Origin of the sequence: Sulfuricurvum sp. (assembly GCF_031427015.1) — a bacterium.
Lineage (GTDB): Bacteria > Campylobacterota > Campylobacteria > Campylobacterales > Sulfurimonadaceae > Sulfuricurvum.
In genome coordinates, this window is the sequence record NZ_JASJOW010000002.1 from 278,540 (window position 1) to 293,103 (window position 14,564).

Below are 14,564 nucleotides of genomic sequence, written 5' to 3' on the forward strand. Positions count from 1 at the left end.
ATTTATCTCCAAAACCCAATACAACGGTGTTTCTTAAAGTGACAGACCTATGAAAATATCAGATAGATAAGGGTTTGTTTAATTCTCTTTTTGTTATAGTGCAATAACTGTTTTTATAAAAACCGTATATCGTGACAGAGAAGTGCTTTGTCATGGGATATGCGATCAACCACAAGAAGGTCGGAAACTATGGAGCATTACAACGTAGCAAATCCCTATTTTGGGGTATTTGTACTGTTTGTGTTAACGTTTGGCGCGTTTTACGCCACAACCGTCATCGCACGTTTAGCCAGCCGCGCTTTAGCGGCCAAAGATACTGAAAAGATTAAACTCTCGGTTTACGAATGCGGACCGGAAGTAACGAAGCAACCAAACCGTATCTCGACGCAATTTTATCTTTTTGCGTTGTTGTTTTTATTGTTTGATGTGGAGATCGTTTTTATGTTTCCGTGGGCGATTGACTTCAAACTCTTGGGCTGGTTCGGATTCGTTGAGATGATGATGTTCATCTTATTGCTGGCTATCGGTTTTGTTTACGCGTGGAAGAAAGGGGCTCTCGAATGGCACAACATCAAGTAAATTATCTCAAAGACGGCGGACTCCCCGTCGCTTTGACAACCATTGACAAAGTGGTCAACTGGGGTCGATCAAACTCTCTTTGGGCATTGACATACGGTCTCGCCTGTTGCGGTATCGAAATGATGGCTTCGGGTGCATCACGCTATGACTTCGACCGTTTCGGTACGATTTTCCGTGCTTCTCCGCGTCAAGCAGAGCTCATGGTAGTTGCGGGAACATTGACCAAAAAACATGCGGAATTTATCCGCCGTTTGTACGATCAAATGACTGAGCCGAAATGGGTCATCTCGATGGGCTCATGTGCTAACACCGGCGGTATGTTTAACACTTACGCAACGGTTCAAGGGGTTGATCGCGTTATCCCCGTTGATCTTTACCTACCGGGCTGTGCACCGCGCCCTGAGACGTTGCAATATGCCGTATTGTTATTGCAGCAAAAAATTCGACGTGAGAGTGCATCACGCGCTCAAAAACCAAAAAGGTTGATGTAATGAGAGCTTACACCCCTAAAGACGACGTACAGAAAAAACCTTATTACACCGACCGTTACTGGGTTGCTCCCCAAGTTGCGAAAAGTGATGTCTCTTCAGATGAAGTATTTGCCGCTGATCTCGAAGCGATTAAAGCAAAATTTGAGGTTTTGGATGCCTATATCCAAGTGAAGCAAATGGTTGTCGTGATTAATTCGGCGGACAACTTCGGTGTGATTGAACTCCTTAAAAATGAGCTTGAATACAATCAGCTCTCAGAGATGTCGGCAATTGATTGGTTAGCAGATGAAGGAAAATTTGAGATTTTCTACCAAATGCTCAGTATGTCCAAGCGTAAACGCCTCCGCATCAAATGCAAAATCGATGAGAAAGAGTCACTCCAAAGCGTCTCTTCCCTTTTCCGCTCAGCCGATTGGTCAGAGCGTGAGATGTACGACATGTTCGGTGTGGTGGTAAATAACCATCCGTTTATGAAACGTATTTTGATGCCGGATGATTGGGAAGGATTCCCGCTTCGCAAAACCTATCCGCTTCAAGGGGATGAGTTTGCTCAATGGTACGAAGTGGATAAAATCTTCGGAAAAGAAGCACGCGAGATTATCGGGCCTGAAAACCGTGATCCGGCACGTGTGGATCGTTACGACACCGAACGCTTCGCTCGTTTAGGGCACGAAGTACCGCGCGGTGCCGACATCAGCCAAGGTGAACCGGATACTCCTCTGGTATACCAAGAAGAGGGTGGAGTATTCCTCATCCAAAAATTTGACGCAGAAAAAAGCGTCGTGATCTCTGATCGCGATCGTTAAGGAATTACAGTATGCAACAACCGAACAGATTACGACCTTTTTTTGAAAACATTACGTTTGACCGTGCCGATAATGAACTGATCCTCAACTTCGGGCCTCAGCACCCTTCCGCTCACGGACAATTACGTTTGATGCTCCATTTGCAGCAAGAGCAAATCACCAAAGCCCATCCGGATATCGGATACCTCCACCGCGGTATGGAGAAAATGGCAGAGAACATGATCTACAATGAGTTCATGCCGACGACGGATCGTATGGACTATATCGCATCCAGCTCAAACAACTACGGATTTGCATTGGCAGTCGAAGAATTGATAGGTTTGGATGTTCCGCGCCGCGCCAAAGTAATCCGTATGATGCTTTTGGAAACGAACCGTCTTATGTCTCACCTTTTTTGGTTGGCGACGACGGCACTCGATATCGGGGCTATGACCGTATTCTTGTTCGCATTCCGTGAACGTGAGTATTTGATGGATTTGATCGAAGATTATTGTGGAGCGCGACTGACTCATGCGGCAATTCGTATCGGTGGTGTGCCGCTTGATCTCCCTGATAATTTTATTGCGGATTTACGTAAATTCCTCGATAAATTACCGGAAAACATCAAAGACTACGAAGACCTACTCGATACGAACCGTATCTGGTTGATGCGTATGGAAAATGTCGGGGTTATCTCTAAAGAGATGGCGCTTAGCTGGGGATGTTCAGGGGTAATGCTCCGCGCTTCGGGTGTTGAATGGGATATCCGTAAAGAGGAGCCGTATGAGCTTTACGACGAAGTGGAGTTCAGTGTTCCGGTTTCCGATAAAGGGGACAACTATGCCCGTTATAAACTCTACATGGCAGAGATGCGCGAGTCCGCAAAAATCTTGTACCAAGTGATCGATATGTACGCGGATACGACTCCTGAATTGATGGCACACGCACCGCAATACATCTCTGCACCGAAAATCGATATCATGACCCAAAACTACTCATTGATGCAGCACTTTGTCCTCGTGACCCAAGGGATGCGTCCTCCGGTCGGTGAAGTGTACGTTGCGACCGAATCACCGAAAGGGGAATTGGGGTATTACATCAACTCCCAAGGGGGAGCCTATCCGTATCGTCTAAAACTCCGTGCGCCATCGTTCTGGCACACCGGGATTTTGACCGACTTATTGCCGGGTCATTATATTCCGGACGTAGTATCTATCATCGGGACGACCAACATCGTCTTCGGTGAAGTTGACCGCTAAAAGGAGCATGCAGTGAAACGTTACGATTTACGTCATTTAAAAGAGAACTTTGCAGGCCGCATGTCCGACATTATCAAAAATGAAGCAGCACAGGGTGAAGTGTTGATTTTCTTGTTTGAAATCGGTGATTTTACCCCCGTGCAGCAATCGGCTGATTTGGTAAAAGAGCTTGGGTGTGAACTCATGAACTCGTTGAAATTCAACGAAGCTGACTGGACCATTGTGGTCAAGAAATAAGGAAACGGTGTGAGTAAAGTCTATTTCTCCACGTGGCGGGGTGAGCAAATTAACAACATCGGCAAAGCTGACGATGCTTGGGAAAATTCTGCTTATAACCTTCCGTTGGAATACAACGAACATGCCCATTCCAAAGCGTTTATCGGCTGGGACGGCGTGGCGCTTTTTAATCCTGATGTGGATGTTGTTCGTTTAGCGACGGAGTATGCAGCGCAGTATCAGGTTTATTCCGAAGCGTGCGGACGCTGTGCGCCGGGTCGATGGGGTGGACGTATTTTGTACGATTTGCTCGATAAAATCGCGCGCGGTGAAGGTGCTGTGTCGGATATGGAACACCTTAAAGAGGTTTCCCGTACGATGCAAGAGACCTCTAAGTGCGAAATCGGTAAAACCGTTCCGAATCCATTGCTTGATCTTATGACTCACTTTGAGTCAGAGTTTATGGCGTGTATCGAGAACCAAAAACCGTCCAAGCATTACCATATGGAAGATACCAGCTACATCGCAAAAATCACCGCACCGTGTATGGATGCGTGTCCGGCGCATGTCGATATTCCAGCCTATATCGAGGGTGTTCGTGATTTGCGTTTTGATGATTCACTGATGGCGACCCGTCAGACGATGCCGCTTGCCCATACCTGCGGGCGTGTCTGTCCTCACCCGTGTGAGACCGAATGCCGACGAACGAACCTTGATGAGCCGATTTCGATTATGGAGCTCAAACGTTTGGGTGCCGATTATGAGACCGATCACGGATTTGGATTTTTTCATCCGAGTGAGAAAAAACCTTCCATCGGAAAAAAAGTTGCCGTTATCGGTGCAGGTCCTGCGGGACTTACGGGAGCCTATTATTTAGCACTTGAGGGTATCGATGTGGATGTGTATGAAGAGCTTCCGGTTCTTGGCGGTGAAGTAGCCGTCGGGGTACCGGAATACCGTATGCCGATCGATAAATACAATCAAGATATCGAGGCAGTTCGTGACTTAGGAGTCAATTTTATCACCAATACAAAAGTGACCGCCGATATGATGCGTCAATTCGAGAATGAGTACGATGCTACACTCGTTGCTACGGGTACCCGTATTTCGAAAAAAGTCTATTGTGATAACGAGCGCCCTGAGATCCAAGGATATTGGGGTGCCATCGACTTTTTGGATAAAGTCAATCTTCAAGTTAAATACGACATTATGGTTCCGGAAGCCGATCAGAAACGTCATATGCTACCAACAAACTTTGTCGATCTTACGGGAAAAACACTGGTCTGTGTGGGTGGAGGATTTACCTCTATGGACGTTGTCCGCTGTGCGATCCGTGCAAACGCTAAAAAAGTGGTGATGCTTTACCGTCGTGATGAAGCGACGATTATTAAAAATACAACGTATGAAGAGTACCATGAAGCGGTCGAAGAGGGTGTTGAGTTTATTTTTCACTCTGCCGTAGCGAAGATGAATGATGAGAACGATGTTCTTAAATCCCTAATAGTGGATCGTTTCGAATTGGTTCCCGATCCGAACGGCGGACGTCCGACATTGGAAAAAGTCGAAGGGGCGAGCTTTGAGATGGAGTGTGATTATTTGATCCCGGCCGTTTCTCAAAGTGCCGATTTGAAGCTGATTCCTGAAGAGTGGGAGATTGAGCGTACCTCATGGGCGACGATCAAAACGAACGGGAAAGATTATATGACTTCGCGCAAAGGGATTTTTGCGGCGGGAGATTGTGAATACGGCCCGATGACGATTGTTAACGCAGTCGGTCAGGCAAAACGTGCCGCTTCAGTAATGTCACGTTATGTGGTAAACGGTGAGATCACATTGAGTAATGATGAGATTATGGAAGATCACCTTCGTCGTCTCAAGGTCTATAATAAAAAAGAGAAGATTGTCGGTTGGCTTCCGGGCTTGCCTAGGGCGCACAGTGAAGTACTTACCGTCGATGAGCGGCGTGACAATAACCGTGAAGTGAAATACGGCTTTACCCAAGAAGAAGCATTAGCCGAAGCGGAGCGCTGTATGCGCTGTTATTACATCGCGATGATCGCACATTAAGGGGGGATGGATGATTAACTTTACGATTAACAATCAACCCGTTACGGCGCAAAAAGGGGAGACTATTCTTCAAGCGGCACGTAAAGCGGGATTTTATATCCCGACCATGTGTTATTTGGAAAAAACAACACCGTGTGCTTCATGCCGTTTATGTGTAGTGGAAACCGATAAAACGGACGGGTTGATTCTCAGCTGTCAAACTCCTCCCACTGAAGGACTCTCCGTTACCATCGATTCGGATCGTTTGAAGCAAGAGCGCACCAACATCATGCGTCTTTACGATGTCAATCATCCTTTGGAATGCGGTGTATGTGACAAATCGGGTGCATGTGATCTTCAAAATAAAACATTGGAGTTCGGCATCTCTTCACAGCACTTCAGTGCGAAAGATCAACCGCGTAAAATTGAACATTGGGGATTGATCAATTACGATCCCTCACTGTGTATCCTGTGTGAAAAATGTGTTCATGTTTGTAACGAGATTATCGGTGACGATGCGATTGAGCTTCAATTTGGGGGATATAAATCTGCGGTTATCCCGAAGAACAGCGATGTGCTGGACTGTACTTTCTGCGGTGAGTGTATTGCGGTATGTCCGGTCGGTGCATTGGTAAGCTCAAATTTTCAATACAGCGCTAATGCGTGGGAACTTTCTCAAATTCCGGCAACCTGCGTCCACTGTTCGGCAGGATGTTCATTAAGTTATGAAGTAAAACATACGTCGACAACGAATGGTGAAGAGCGCATTTATCGTGTTACCAATGATTTTGAGCACACGACATTGTGTGGTGCGGGACGATTCGGATTTGATTTTGCGGTTGAGGGAACCAAAGAAGAATCAGAATTTACTCAGGCGGTCAATGCCCTTAAAAATGCTAAAGCGATCCGTTTTAGCTCTTTGATTACGAATGAAGAAGCGATGATTCTTCAAAGTCTCAAAGAAAAGCTTGGGGTAAAACTGTATAACGAAGAGGCACGTGCGTATCAAAACTTTATGAGCGCGTATGCTTCTATCAGCGGTAAATTAGGCTTCGGTGGAAGCCTTGATGCCATTAAACAAAGTGACGGGATTATTGTATTCGGCGGGCGCATCACTACCGATAATCCTGCAGTGCGCTACAGTGTTACCACAGCGGCGCGCCATAACGGAGCAAAAATCGTTTATATGCATCCGCTTGAAGACGATTTACTTCAAAATGTCGTTACTCAGTTTGTAAAGTATGAAGTAGGAACGGAAGAAGGGGTTATCGCCATGTTGGCAAAAACCCTTCTGAATCATTCCGATATCGCAGAGGAAGTGCGAGGATATTTTGACGAGCTTGATGAGGGTTATTTGTGTGCAGAGTCTAATGTCGGAGATGAAGAGTATGCGCACATTGCTAAAACATTCGCAAGAGCTAAACGTAAAACACTCATCATTGGAAGTGATGTATTGCACCATAAGCGTGCATCTAATATAGCACGTTTGTGCGCAATGGTTGAAATCTACACGGAATTTTCGGTAATAGTTGTCGCTTCGAGTGTTAATACCATCGGGGTATCGTTGATTTGTGATTTGGATACGGACAAGGCTGATGAGAATGTACTCGGCTACAACGCGGCAGGTGACTACACTCTTGGCTCAATCGGAGATGTCAATCTGAAAATGGGGTCTTTGAATCAACAAGAGGGGACATTCGTAAGTCTTAACCATCACGTATTACCGACAAATGTTGCGGTTGGTTTTGAGGGCTACACATTAAATGATCTTGCCTCTTCTGTGGGAATTGTTGCAAAAAATACGATTGACTATACCGCTAAACTTCCTACTTCGAAAGGGTTTAACGGGACAGCATTTGATGAGCTTGGGAATTTTTTCGGGGCATTTGGTGAAGATAATCGAGGTTATATGCTCGACAACCGTGATGTTGAAGCAAACGGTGAACTCGAAGAGATTGCCGATCTGCCGGAATTTAACGGTACGGTTGTTTATCGCTGTAATCCGGTGAATCAGTTCAACGGTTACACGGCACGTAGTGAACAGCTTGAAAAAGAGGCAACTTTACGCGGTTCGGCACAGTTTGCGGCAGCTGCAAAAATCGGTGATGGTGATAAAATTCGAATTGAATTTAAAACCGAGACGCAAGAGCGGATATTCAAACTTGATTCTGCCCTAAAAGGGACTATTGCTTTGGTTCCTACGTATGACAGCACATTCGGTACATTAAATGAACAATATCGTTTTGAAAAGGTGAAAATTATGAGGATGGGGAGTGAATCATGAATGAAATCACGATTACCATAGACGGCCGCAGTGTTCAGACGCAAGAGGGTGAATATATCCTTAATGCGGCACGTGCCAATGGGATCTTTATTCCGGCTATTTGTTATTTGACGCGATGCTCACCGACATTGGCATGTCGTATTTGTTTGGTTGAAGCCGATGGGAAACAAGTGTACGCGTGTAATGCCAAAGCCAAAGAGGGGATGGAGATTACAACCACGACGCCGAATATTTTGGCAGAGCGCAGAGCAATCATGGAAGTTTATGACGTAAACCATCCTCTAGAATGCGGTGTATGTGATCAATCGGGCGAATGTGAACTCCAAAACTATACACTTGAAGTGGGGGTTGATTCACAAACCTATTCGATTAAAGATACTCACAAACCGGCACAAAATTGGGGATTAATCCACTATGATCCGGCATTGTGTATTATGTGTGAGCGTTGTATTACCGTGTGTAAAGATATGATCGGGGATGCGGCACTCTCCACCGTAGCCCGTGGATCTGAGCCAATCGAAGCAGAATTCAAAGAGTCTATGCCAAAAGATGCCTACGCGATGTGGAATAAACTCAACAAATCGCTTATCGCCCCTAATGGCGGTGACACCCTCGATTGTACGAATTGTGGGGAATGCAGCGCCGTATGTCCGGTAGGTGCGTTGGTGAGTTCGGATTATCAATACACTTCAAATGCATGGGAACACAAACAAATTCCCGCAACGTGTGCTCATTGTTCGGCAGGATGTCAGCTCAGTTACGATATCAAACATACCAGTATTACCGATCCAGAGGCTAAAATTTACCGCGTCAAAAATGAGTGGAACTATGTTTCCCTCTGCGGTGCGGGACGTTACGGATATGATTTCGAAAACCGAAATGTCGTAAAAAATCAGAGTGCTTTTGATGCGGCGATTGCAGCATTCAAAAAAGCCGATACCATCGCATTTACCTCAACCATTACAAATGAAGAAGCAATGATTCTTCAACGTCTCAAAGAAAAATTTGGGTACCGTTTGGTGAATAACGAAGCATTGGCACTCAAAAACTTTTTGAGCAGTTACAGTACTATCAGTGGAAAATCGCTTTACGGCGGAGATTTGAAGCAAGTTCATGAGTCTGATTTTGTCGTCTCTATCGGAAGTGCGCTCAAAACGGATAACCCGAATGCCCGTTTCGCGATGAACAATGCCCTCTCTATGAATAAAGGGGCGGGATTGTATTTCCACCCGATCAACGATCCCGTTATAGCCGATATGTCCAAAAACGTGACGCAATTCAATCATGCACCGATGATGGAAGAGGCGGCTTTGTATTTGATGCTCGATCTTTTCGGAGATAAAGCCGCGATGCCATCATCCGTGGTTGAATACCTTGCAACATTCCACTCCACAAAAACTGTGACAGTCGAAGAGACGGTCGATGAGAAAGTGACCGAAACCGTTACAAAAATGGTTTTGAATGAAGAGAGCGGTATTGAAGAAGAAGTGAGCGAAGAGCTCATAAAAACGATTAAGAAAAAAGTCTCTAAAGAGGTCGAAGTGGATGAAAATGCCCTTTTCACCCTCTTGAACGCTCCGGAAGGATTCGCCGATACCCTTACTAAATATTTGGCGAAAAAAGAGACTTTCGCATTGATGGTGGGGCCTGATTTGTACACCCATCCGCATGCGGAAAATTGTGCGCGTCTGGTTGCATTGATCGAAAAATATACATCATTTAGCGTCACGATGATCCCGAACCTCTCCAACACCCTCGGTGTGGCGATGATTTGTGACCTTGAGAGTACATGTGGAAGTTATACCATCGGTTACAACACCTCGGGTGATTTCACCCTTAGCGCACTCGGCAACGGTGATTTGGATATGCCGGCTCTGAATCAGCAAGAGGGGACATTGACCGGTATTGATAAACGGGTTAATCCGACTAATGCGGCACTCAGTTACGGTGGATATGTTCTGAATGATCTCGCCAACGCTCTTGGGGTGAATGCAAAACTTACCATCGATTATACGGCTCAACTTCCTGAAAATAGAGGATTTAAAACAACGGCATTTGATGCTCTTCCGAACCACTATACCAATAGCGGCGAAGAAGTTCGCGGTTACTGCATTGAAATCCAAAATGTAGGGGTGAGCGGCAATGAAAACGTAGTGCCGTTTAATGCAGATGCGGCAATTCGTGAAGCGGTCGTTTATTTAGCGAATCCGGTACTTCAATTTTCACCGTTTAGTGCGGCTTCTCATCAGCTTGAGGAAAAAGGCGGTCTCTATGCATCAAGAACGTTTATGGAAAACAACAGTTGGAATGAAGGAGATCGTGTGAAGGTTAAAACGGCACACGGTGAGTTAAACGTTACCATTATCACAGACGGTAAAATAGAAGGAGATATCGCTTATCTTCCGACATTTGATGCCGCTATTAATTCTGAAGCACTGTTTAACGGTTACCGTTTTACAGGTGTATCAATTCAAAAGGTGTAAAGCATGGATGTAGCATTTATCATCGAAACGATTGTTAAAATCGTCGTCATTTTATTAGTTTTTTCAGCGCTTGCTGGTCTTGGGACCTATTTTGAGCGTAAAGTGCTTGCATTCATGCAACGCCGTCTTGGGCCGATGCACGTCGGACCGTTCGGATTATTGCAAGTGGCAGCGGATGGGATTAAACTCTTTACCAAAGAGGACATTATCCCTCAAAACGTTGTTAAGCCGATCTTTAAAATCGCTCCCGTTATTACCGCGGCAACGGCGTTTATGGCATCAGCTGCGATTCCGTTTTGGCCTCAATTTACCGTAATGGGGTATACGGTTCATCCGATTGTTGCCGATATCAATGTCGGTATCCTCTATGTCCTAGGGGTTATGGCTATCGGGTTGTACGGACCGCTTTTGGGGGGTATGGCGTCGGCGAATAAATGGTCATTGATCTCTGCTGCACGTAGTGCCGCGATTTTTATTTCGTATGAAGTTATCACGGGGCTCTCTTTATTGGCACCGCTTATGATGGTGGGATCATTATCATTAATCGACATCAATAACTACCAAGCCGGTGGAATCGGCAACTGGATCGTATGGTCTCAGCCGGTTGCGTTTATCCTTTTCTGGATTGCGGCATTTGCAGAAACCGGGCGTACTCCATTTCATCTTGTTGCAAATGATCATGAGATTATTGACGGTTTCGGTACGGAGTATTCGGGTATGCGTTGGGGTCTTTTCTTCATCGGTGAATACGCCAACATGTTTTTTATCTCGTTTGTAATCGCGATTATCTTTTTGGGCGGTTTTGGTGACGGTACGATAGCCGGAGCGATTCAGCTTTTGTTGAAAGTAGCGTTTTTCTTTTTCTTTTTTCTTTGGACCCGCGCTGCATGGCCGGATGTCCGACCTGACCAATTGATGTGGTTATGTTGGAAAGTATTAATGCCGATCGCGGTGATCAACGTTGTTGTCACCGGTATCGTGATGATGTTCTAAGGGGGTTGGGTTATGCATCATGAAGAACCATTTACAAATCGTAATGTGAGCGAGTCATCGGCTTACTATTATGTTGATATCGAAACCTATCCGACCGCAGGGTGGGACAAGTTTAAACAAGTTGTAAAACGTACTTTTAACGGAGAACTTTTTGTAGGTCTTTGGGTAGTACTCCGTGAGATGATCAAGTTTGACATCCATACGGTTCAATATCCCCTTGAAAAACTGCCGATCGGACCGCGTTATCGTGCGGTTCATAAACTTCTCCGTTTGTGGGAATCAGGGTATGAGCGTTGTATCGGATGCGGATTGTGCGAAAAAATCTGTATCTCTGATTGTATCCGTATGGACACTCGTATTGACGAGAACAGCCGTAAAGAAGTCACGGAGTACAGTATCAACCTCGGTCGTTGTATTTTCTGCGGCTATTGTGCTGAAGTGTGTCCGGAACTCGCAATCGTTCACGGACAACGGTATGAAAACGCTTCGGAACAACGTGCCCATTTCGTTATTAAAGACGACATGCTCACTCCGCTTGATTTGTTAAAAGCGGGTGAACAAGCAGAATACCCAGGCTTCGGAGCCATCATCCCAGGAAGCGACGCGTCGGTCAAAAAGACCCCGTTGGCGTATTAAGGAGTAGGAATGTTTGAAGCAATTGCTTTTTATCTGTTTGCGGCATTAACGATCGTGATGTTTACCATCACGGTTATGACGTCTCAAGCGCTCTATGCGATTACCGCAATGGCGGCGGGGATGATTTTCATCTCGGCATTTTTCTTTATTTTGGGAGCTGATTTTTTAGGTGCAATCCAAATTATCGTCTATACCGGTGCGGTGATGGCATTGTATGCATTCGGTATGATGTTTTTCGATACAACCCGTAATGTAGTTGAAAAAAAGGTTAATCCTCAAATCGTATTTGTTTTGGGTGTTTTAGCGGCAGTCATGGTGGTAGCGATTTTTGTTGCACCAATCGTATCCAATAATATTCAAGCCCTTTATCCGATCCAAGAAGGGGTTGGTAACTCTCAAGCGGTCGGTATGGTCCTTTTTACCAAATACCTTGTCCCTTTTGAACTCGCGGCGGTTATGTTACTGGTTGCGATGATCGGTGGAATTATTTTAGCCGGTAAAAAAATGGATAAATCGTTGACCTTGATGGCAGAAGAAGAGATCGGGTCAATGGATGAGAGTTTTGAACCGCAAGAAGGGGGACACTAATGGAAATTACACTGAGCCATTATCTTGTTTTATCCACGATTTTGTTTGCGATCGGTTTGATCGGGGTTATGCGCCGTAAAAATCTTTTGATGCTCTTTTTTGCGACGGAGATTTTACTTAATGCAACCAACATCGCATTTGCGGCAATCTCTCACTATATCGGGGATTTGAGCGGACAAATGTTTGCATTTTTTATTATCGCGATTGCGGCTTCGGAAGTAGCAATCGGGTTGGGTCTGCTGATCGTATGGTACAAACGTACCGGTAAGATCGACCTAGATCAAATGAATTCAATGCGAGGATAGGCTATGGAACTCTATTTATATATTGCACTCTTCGCTCCGTTGGTAGGGTCGCTTTATGCGGCACTTTTTAGTGGATCACCTAAATCAAAGCATGTCGGTATTGTGGCATCGGGATTATTGTTTACTTCTTTTGTAAGCAGTGCGATTTTGCTCAGTTATGTGATGAGCGGGCACATCGTTCATGTTGAAATGATGACATGGATGGCAACAGGGGATCTTTATATCCCATTCGGCTTTGTCGTTGATCAAGTGAGTGTCGTCATGATGATGGTCGTTACCATCGTCTCTACGGTCGTTCATGTTTACTCCATCGGGTATATGGATCATGACAAAGGGTTTAACCGATTCTTCTCATGGCTTTCGGCCTTCGTTTTCTCGATGATGGTTTTGGTGATGAGTGATAACTTTGCAGGTCTCTTTATCGGTTGGGAAGGGGTCGGTCTTTGTTCATGGGGACTAATCGGTTTCTGGTACCACAAAGAATCGGCAACATGGGCGGCAAACGAAGCGTTCATTATGAACCGTATCGCTGACCTTGGGATGTTGATCGGTATTTTCTTGTTGTATTGGAATACGGGTTCACTTCAATACGACGTCGTATTTGCTGAAATCGGAAATCTTCCATTGGTCGTTACGACGTGGATCGGTATTTTCCTCTTTATCGGTGCGATGGGTAAATCTGCGCAGTTTCCGTTGCATACGTGGCTTGCCGATGCAATGGAAGGGCCTACTCCGGTTTCCGCATTGATCCATGCTGCGACGATGGTTACGGCAGGGGTTTATTTGGTCGTTCGTGCTAATCCGATTTACGATTTGATTCCGAATGTCGGAATTTTTATCGCGAGTCTCGGTGCGTTTGTTGCACTTTTTGCCGCATCAATGGCACTCGTCAATCGCGATATGAAACGTATCATCGCTTACTCAACTCTATCGCAGCTTGGCTACATGTTCGTAGCAGCAGGGTTGGGAGCATATTGGGTAGCATTGTTCCACCTTATGGCACACGCCTTTTTCAAAGCGTTGCTGTTCCTCGGGGCAGGTAACGTTATGCACGCCATGCATGATGAACTCGATCCATTTAAAATGGGGGGATTGCGTAAAGTGATGAAAGGGACATTTATTATGATGACCCTTGCTTCCGTTGCACTCGCAGGTATCTATCCATTCGCCGGATTTTTCTCAAAAGATTTGATTTTGGAAGTAGGATTTGTTGAGCATCATTATGTTATTTATACCGTCTTGTTATTGACTGCCGGTTTGACGGCGTTTTATTCCTTCCGTCTTGTTGCCCTTATCTTCCACGGAGAAGAGCGGTATAAACTTTTCGGTATCCATCCGCACGAAGCGTATAAATTTATGTTGGTTGCGATGTCTCCGTTGCTCTTGTTGGCGATCATTGCAGGTTCATTTAAAATGACCTATTATCAGCTCGTTACAAGTTTGCTTCCATCGACTCAATACCATGTTCATAGTGAAATGACTTATTGGATTATGACGATCGGAACACAGTTATTTGTTATGGCGGCTATTGCATTTGCCTACAAGAAATACAGTAATTGGAGCAGTGTACCCGATGGCTCTTCCAAACTGGAAAATAGTTTTGGCTATAAATTATTGTGGAATCAGTATTACATTCCGAAGTTTTACGAAGAGGTATTTTCAAAACCGTATTTGGAACTTTCTCGCATCGCATGGAAACAGATTGATCTCAAAATTGTGGATGCAACAGTCGATGCGATTGCAAACGGAATCTATAAAACGGGTGAGAATACACGTGAAATTCAAAACGGAAATCTCTCAACGATGCTTCGTTGGATGGTTGTCGGTTTGGTTGTTTTAGTGACGCTTGCCGTTGCCTTTAGTGTTGGATACAACGCGGTTGGCGCTTAAGGAGTAATG

Annotated in this window: 13 protein-coding genes; all 13 read left to right on the forward strand. The window is 45.2% G+C overall.

Annotated elements, in window-relative coordinates:
• Positions 1 to 189: 189 nt before the first annotated feature.
• Genes RMO68_RS03855 through nuoL form a run of 13 tightly spaced genes read left to right on the forward strand, consistent with a single transcriptional unit; the run spans position 190 to position 14,555 of the window.
• Positions 190 to 579: an NAD(P)H-quinone oxidoreductase subunit 3 gene (locus RMO68_RS03855; protein WP_015652668.1), complete on the forward strand. Its 390-nt coding sequence runs from the start codon at positions 190 to 192 to the stop codon at positions 577 to 579.
• On the forward strand, positions 561 to 1,070 hold the full coding sequence (locus RMO68_RS03860; RefSeq protein ID WP_013459129.1) for a NuoB/complex I 20 kDa subunit family protein: 510 nt from the start codon (positions 561 to 563) through the stop codon (positions 1,068 to 1,070). Before RMO68_RS03855 ends, RMO68_RS03860 begins: the two co-directional genes overlap by 19 nt.
• Positions 1,070 to 1,876, forward strand: a complete 807-nt coding sequence (locus tag RMO68_RS03865; RefSeq protein WP_310439392.1) for an NADH-quinone oxidoreductase subunit C — start codon at positions 1,070 to 1,072, stop codon at positions 1,874 to 1,876. Before RMO68_RS03860 ends, RMO68_RS03865 begins: the two co-directional genes overlap by 1 nt.
• Positions 1,877 to 1,887: 11 nt before the next feature.
• On the forward strand, positions 1,888 to 3,114 hold the full coding sequence (gene nuoD / locus RMO68_RS03870) for an NADH dehydrogenase (quinone) subunit D (protein WP_310439394.1): 1,227 nt from the start codon (positions 1,888 to 1,890) through the stop codon (positions 3,112 to 3,114).
• Between the two features lie 12 nt (positions 3,115 to 3,126).
• Positions 3,127 to 3,351: an NADH-ubiquinone oxidoreductase subunit E family protein gene (locus tag RMO68_RS03875; protein ID WP_310439395.1), complete on the forward strand. Its 225-nt coding sequence runs from the start codon at positions 3,127 to 3,129 to the stop codon at positions 3,349 to 3,351.
• A gap of 9 nt (positions 3,352 to 3,360) precedes the next feature.
• Positions 3,361 to 5,397, forward strand: a complete 2,037-nt coding sequence (locus RMO68_RS03880) for an FAD-dependent oxidoreductase (RefSeq protein WP_310439396.1) — start codon at positions 3,361 to 3,363, stop codon at positions 5,395 to 5,397.
• 10 nt (positions 5,398 to 5,407) lie between these two features.
• Complete coding sequence (locus RMO68_RS03885) at positions 5,408 to 7,660, forward strand: 2Fe-2S iron-sulfur cluster-binding protein (RefSeq protein WP_310439397.1); 2,253 nt, start codon at positions 5,408 to 5,410, stop codon at positions 7,658 to 7,660.
• Positions 7,657 to 10,143: an NADH-quinone oxidoreductase subunit G gene (locus RMO68_RS03890; RefSeq protein WP_310439398.1), complete on the forward strand. Its 2,487-nt coding sequence runs from the start codon at positions 7,657 to 7,659 to the stop codon at positions 10,141 to 10,143. The genes RMO68_RS03885 and RMO68_RS03890 overlap by 4 nt, the downstream gene beginning before the upstream one ends.
• Positions 10,144 to 10,146: 3 nt before the next feature.
• Entirely contained in the window at positions 10,147 to 11,136 is a 990-nt protein-coding gene (gene nuoH / locus RMO68_RS03895) for an NADH-quinone oxidoreductase subunit NuoH (RefSeq protein ID WP_310439399.1), read from the forward strand.
• Between the two features lie 12 nt (positions 11,137 to 11,148).
• Positions 11,149 to 11,772: an NADH-quinone oxidoreductase subunit NuoI gene (nuoI, locus tag RMO68_RS03900; protein ID WP_310439400.1), complete on the forward strand. Its 624-nt coding sequence runs from the start codon at positions 11,149 to 11,151 to the stop codon at positions 11,770 to 11,772.
• A 9-nt stretch (positions 11,773 to 11,781) separates the two neighbouring features.
• Entirely contained in the window at positions 11,782 to 12,360 is a 579-nt protein-coding gene (locus tag RMO68_RS03905; protein ID WP_310439401.1) for an NADH-quinone oxidoreductase subunit J, read from the forward strand.
• A complete protein-coding gene (nuoK, locus tag RMO68_RS03910) occupies positions 12,360 to 12,665 on the forward strand; it encodes an NADH-quinone oxidoreductase subunit NuoK (RefSeq protein ID WP_310439402.1) in 306 nt (101 codons plus the stop codon). The genes RMO68_RS03905 and nuoK overlap by 1 nt, the downstream gene beginning before the upstream one ends.
• A 3-nt stretch (positions 12,666 to 12,668) precedes the next feature.
• Positions 12,669 to 14,555 carry an NADH-quinone oxidoreductase subunit L gene (nuoL, locus tag RMO68_RS03915; RefSeq protein ID WP_310439403.1) on the forward strand — a complete coding sequence of 629 codons (1,887 nt, stop codon included), beginning with the start codon at positions 12,669 to 12,671 and terminating at the stop codon, positions 14,553 to 14,555.
• Positions 14,556 to 14,564: the final 9 nt, after the last annotated feature.

What these genes read in the sequence shown, in the direction of transcription:
- RMO68_RS03855 (WP_015652668.1), top strand. Translation starts at nt 190, where the DNA reads ATGGAGCATTACAACGTAGCAAATCCCTATTTTGGGGTATTTGTACTG.
- RMO68_RS03860 (WP_013459129.1), top strand. Translation starts at nt 561, where the DNA reads ATGGCACAACATCAAGTAAATTATCTCAAAGACGGCGGACTCCCCGTC.
- RMO68_RS03865 (WP_310439392.1), top strand. Translation starts at nt 1,070, where the DNA reads ATGAGAGCTTACACCCCTAAAGACGACGTACAGAAAAAACCTTATTAC.
- nuoD (WP_310439394.1), top strand. Translation starts at nt 1,888, where the DNA reads ATGCAACAACCGAACAGATTACGACCTTTTTTTGAAAACATTACGTTT.
- RMO68_RS03885 (WP_310439397.1), top strand. Translation starts at nt 5,408, where the DNA reads ATGATTAACTTTACGATTAACAATCAACCCGTTACGGCGCAAAAAGGG.
- RMO68_RS03890 (WP_310439398.1), top strand. Translation starts at nt 7,657, where the DNA reads ATGAATGAAATCACGATTACCATAGACGGCCGCAGTGTTCAGACGCAA.
- nuoH (WP_310439399.1), top strand. Translation starts at nt 10,147, where the DNA reads ATGGATGTAGCATTTATCATCGAAACGATTGTTAAAATCGTCGTCATT.
- nuoI (WP_310439400.1), top strand. Translation starts at nt 11,149, where the DNA reads ATGCATCATGAAGAACCATTTACAAATCGTAATGTGAGCGAGTCATCG.
- RMO68_RS03905 (WP_310439401.1), top strand. Translation starts at nt 11,782, where the DNA reads ATGTTTGAAGCAATTGCTTTTTATCTGTTTGCGGCATTAACGATCGTG.
- nuoK (WP_310439402.1), top strand. Translation starts at nt 12,360, where the DNA reads ATGGAAATTACACTGAGCCATTATCTTGTTTTATCCACGATTTTGTTT.
- nuoL (WP_310439403.1), top strand. Translation starts at nt 12,669, where the DNA reads ATGGAACTCTATTTATATATTGCACTCTTCGCTCCGTTGGTAGGGTCG.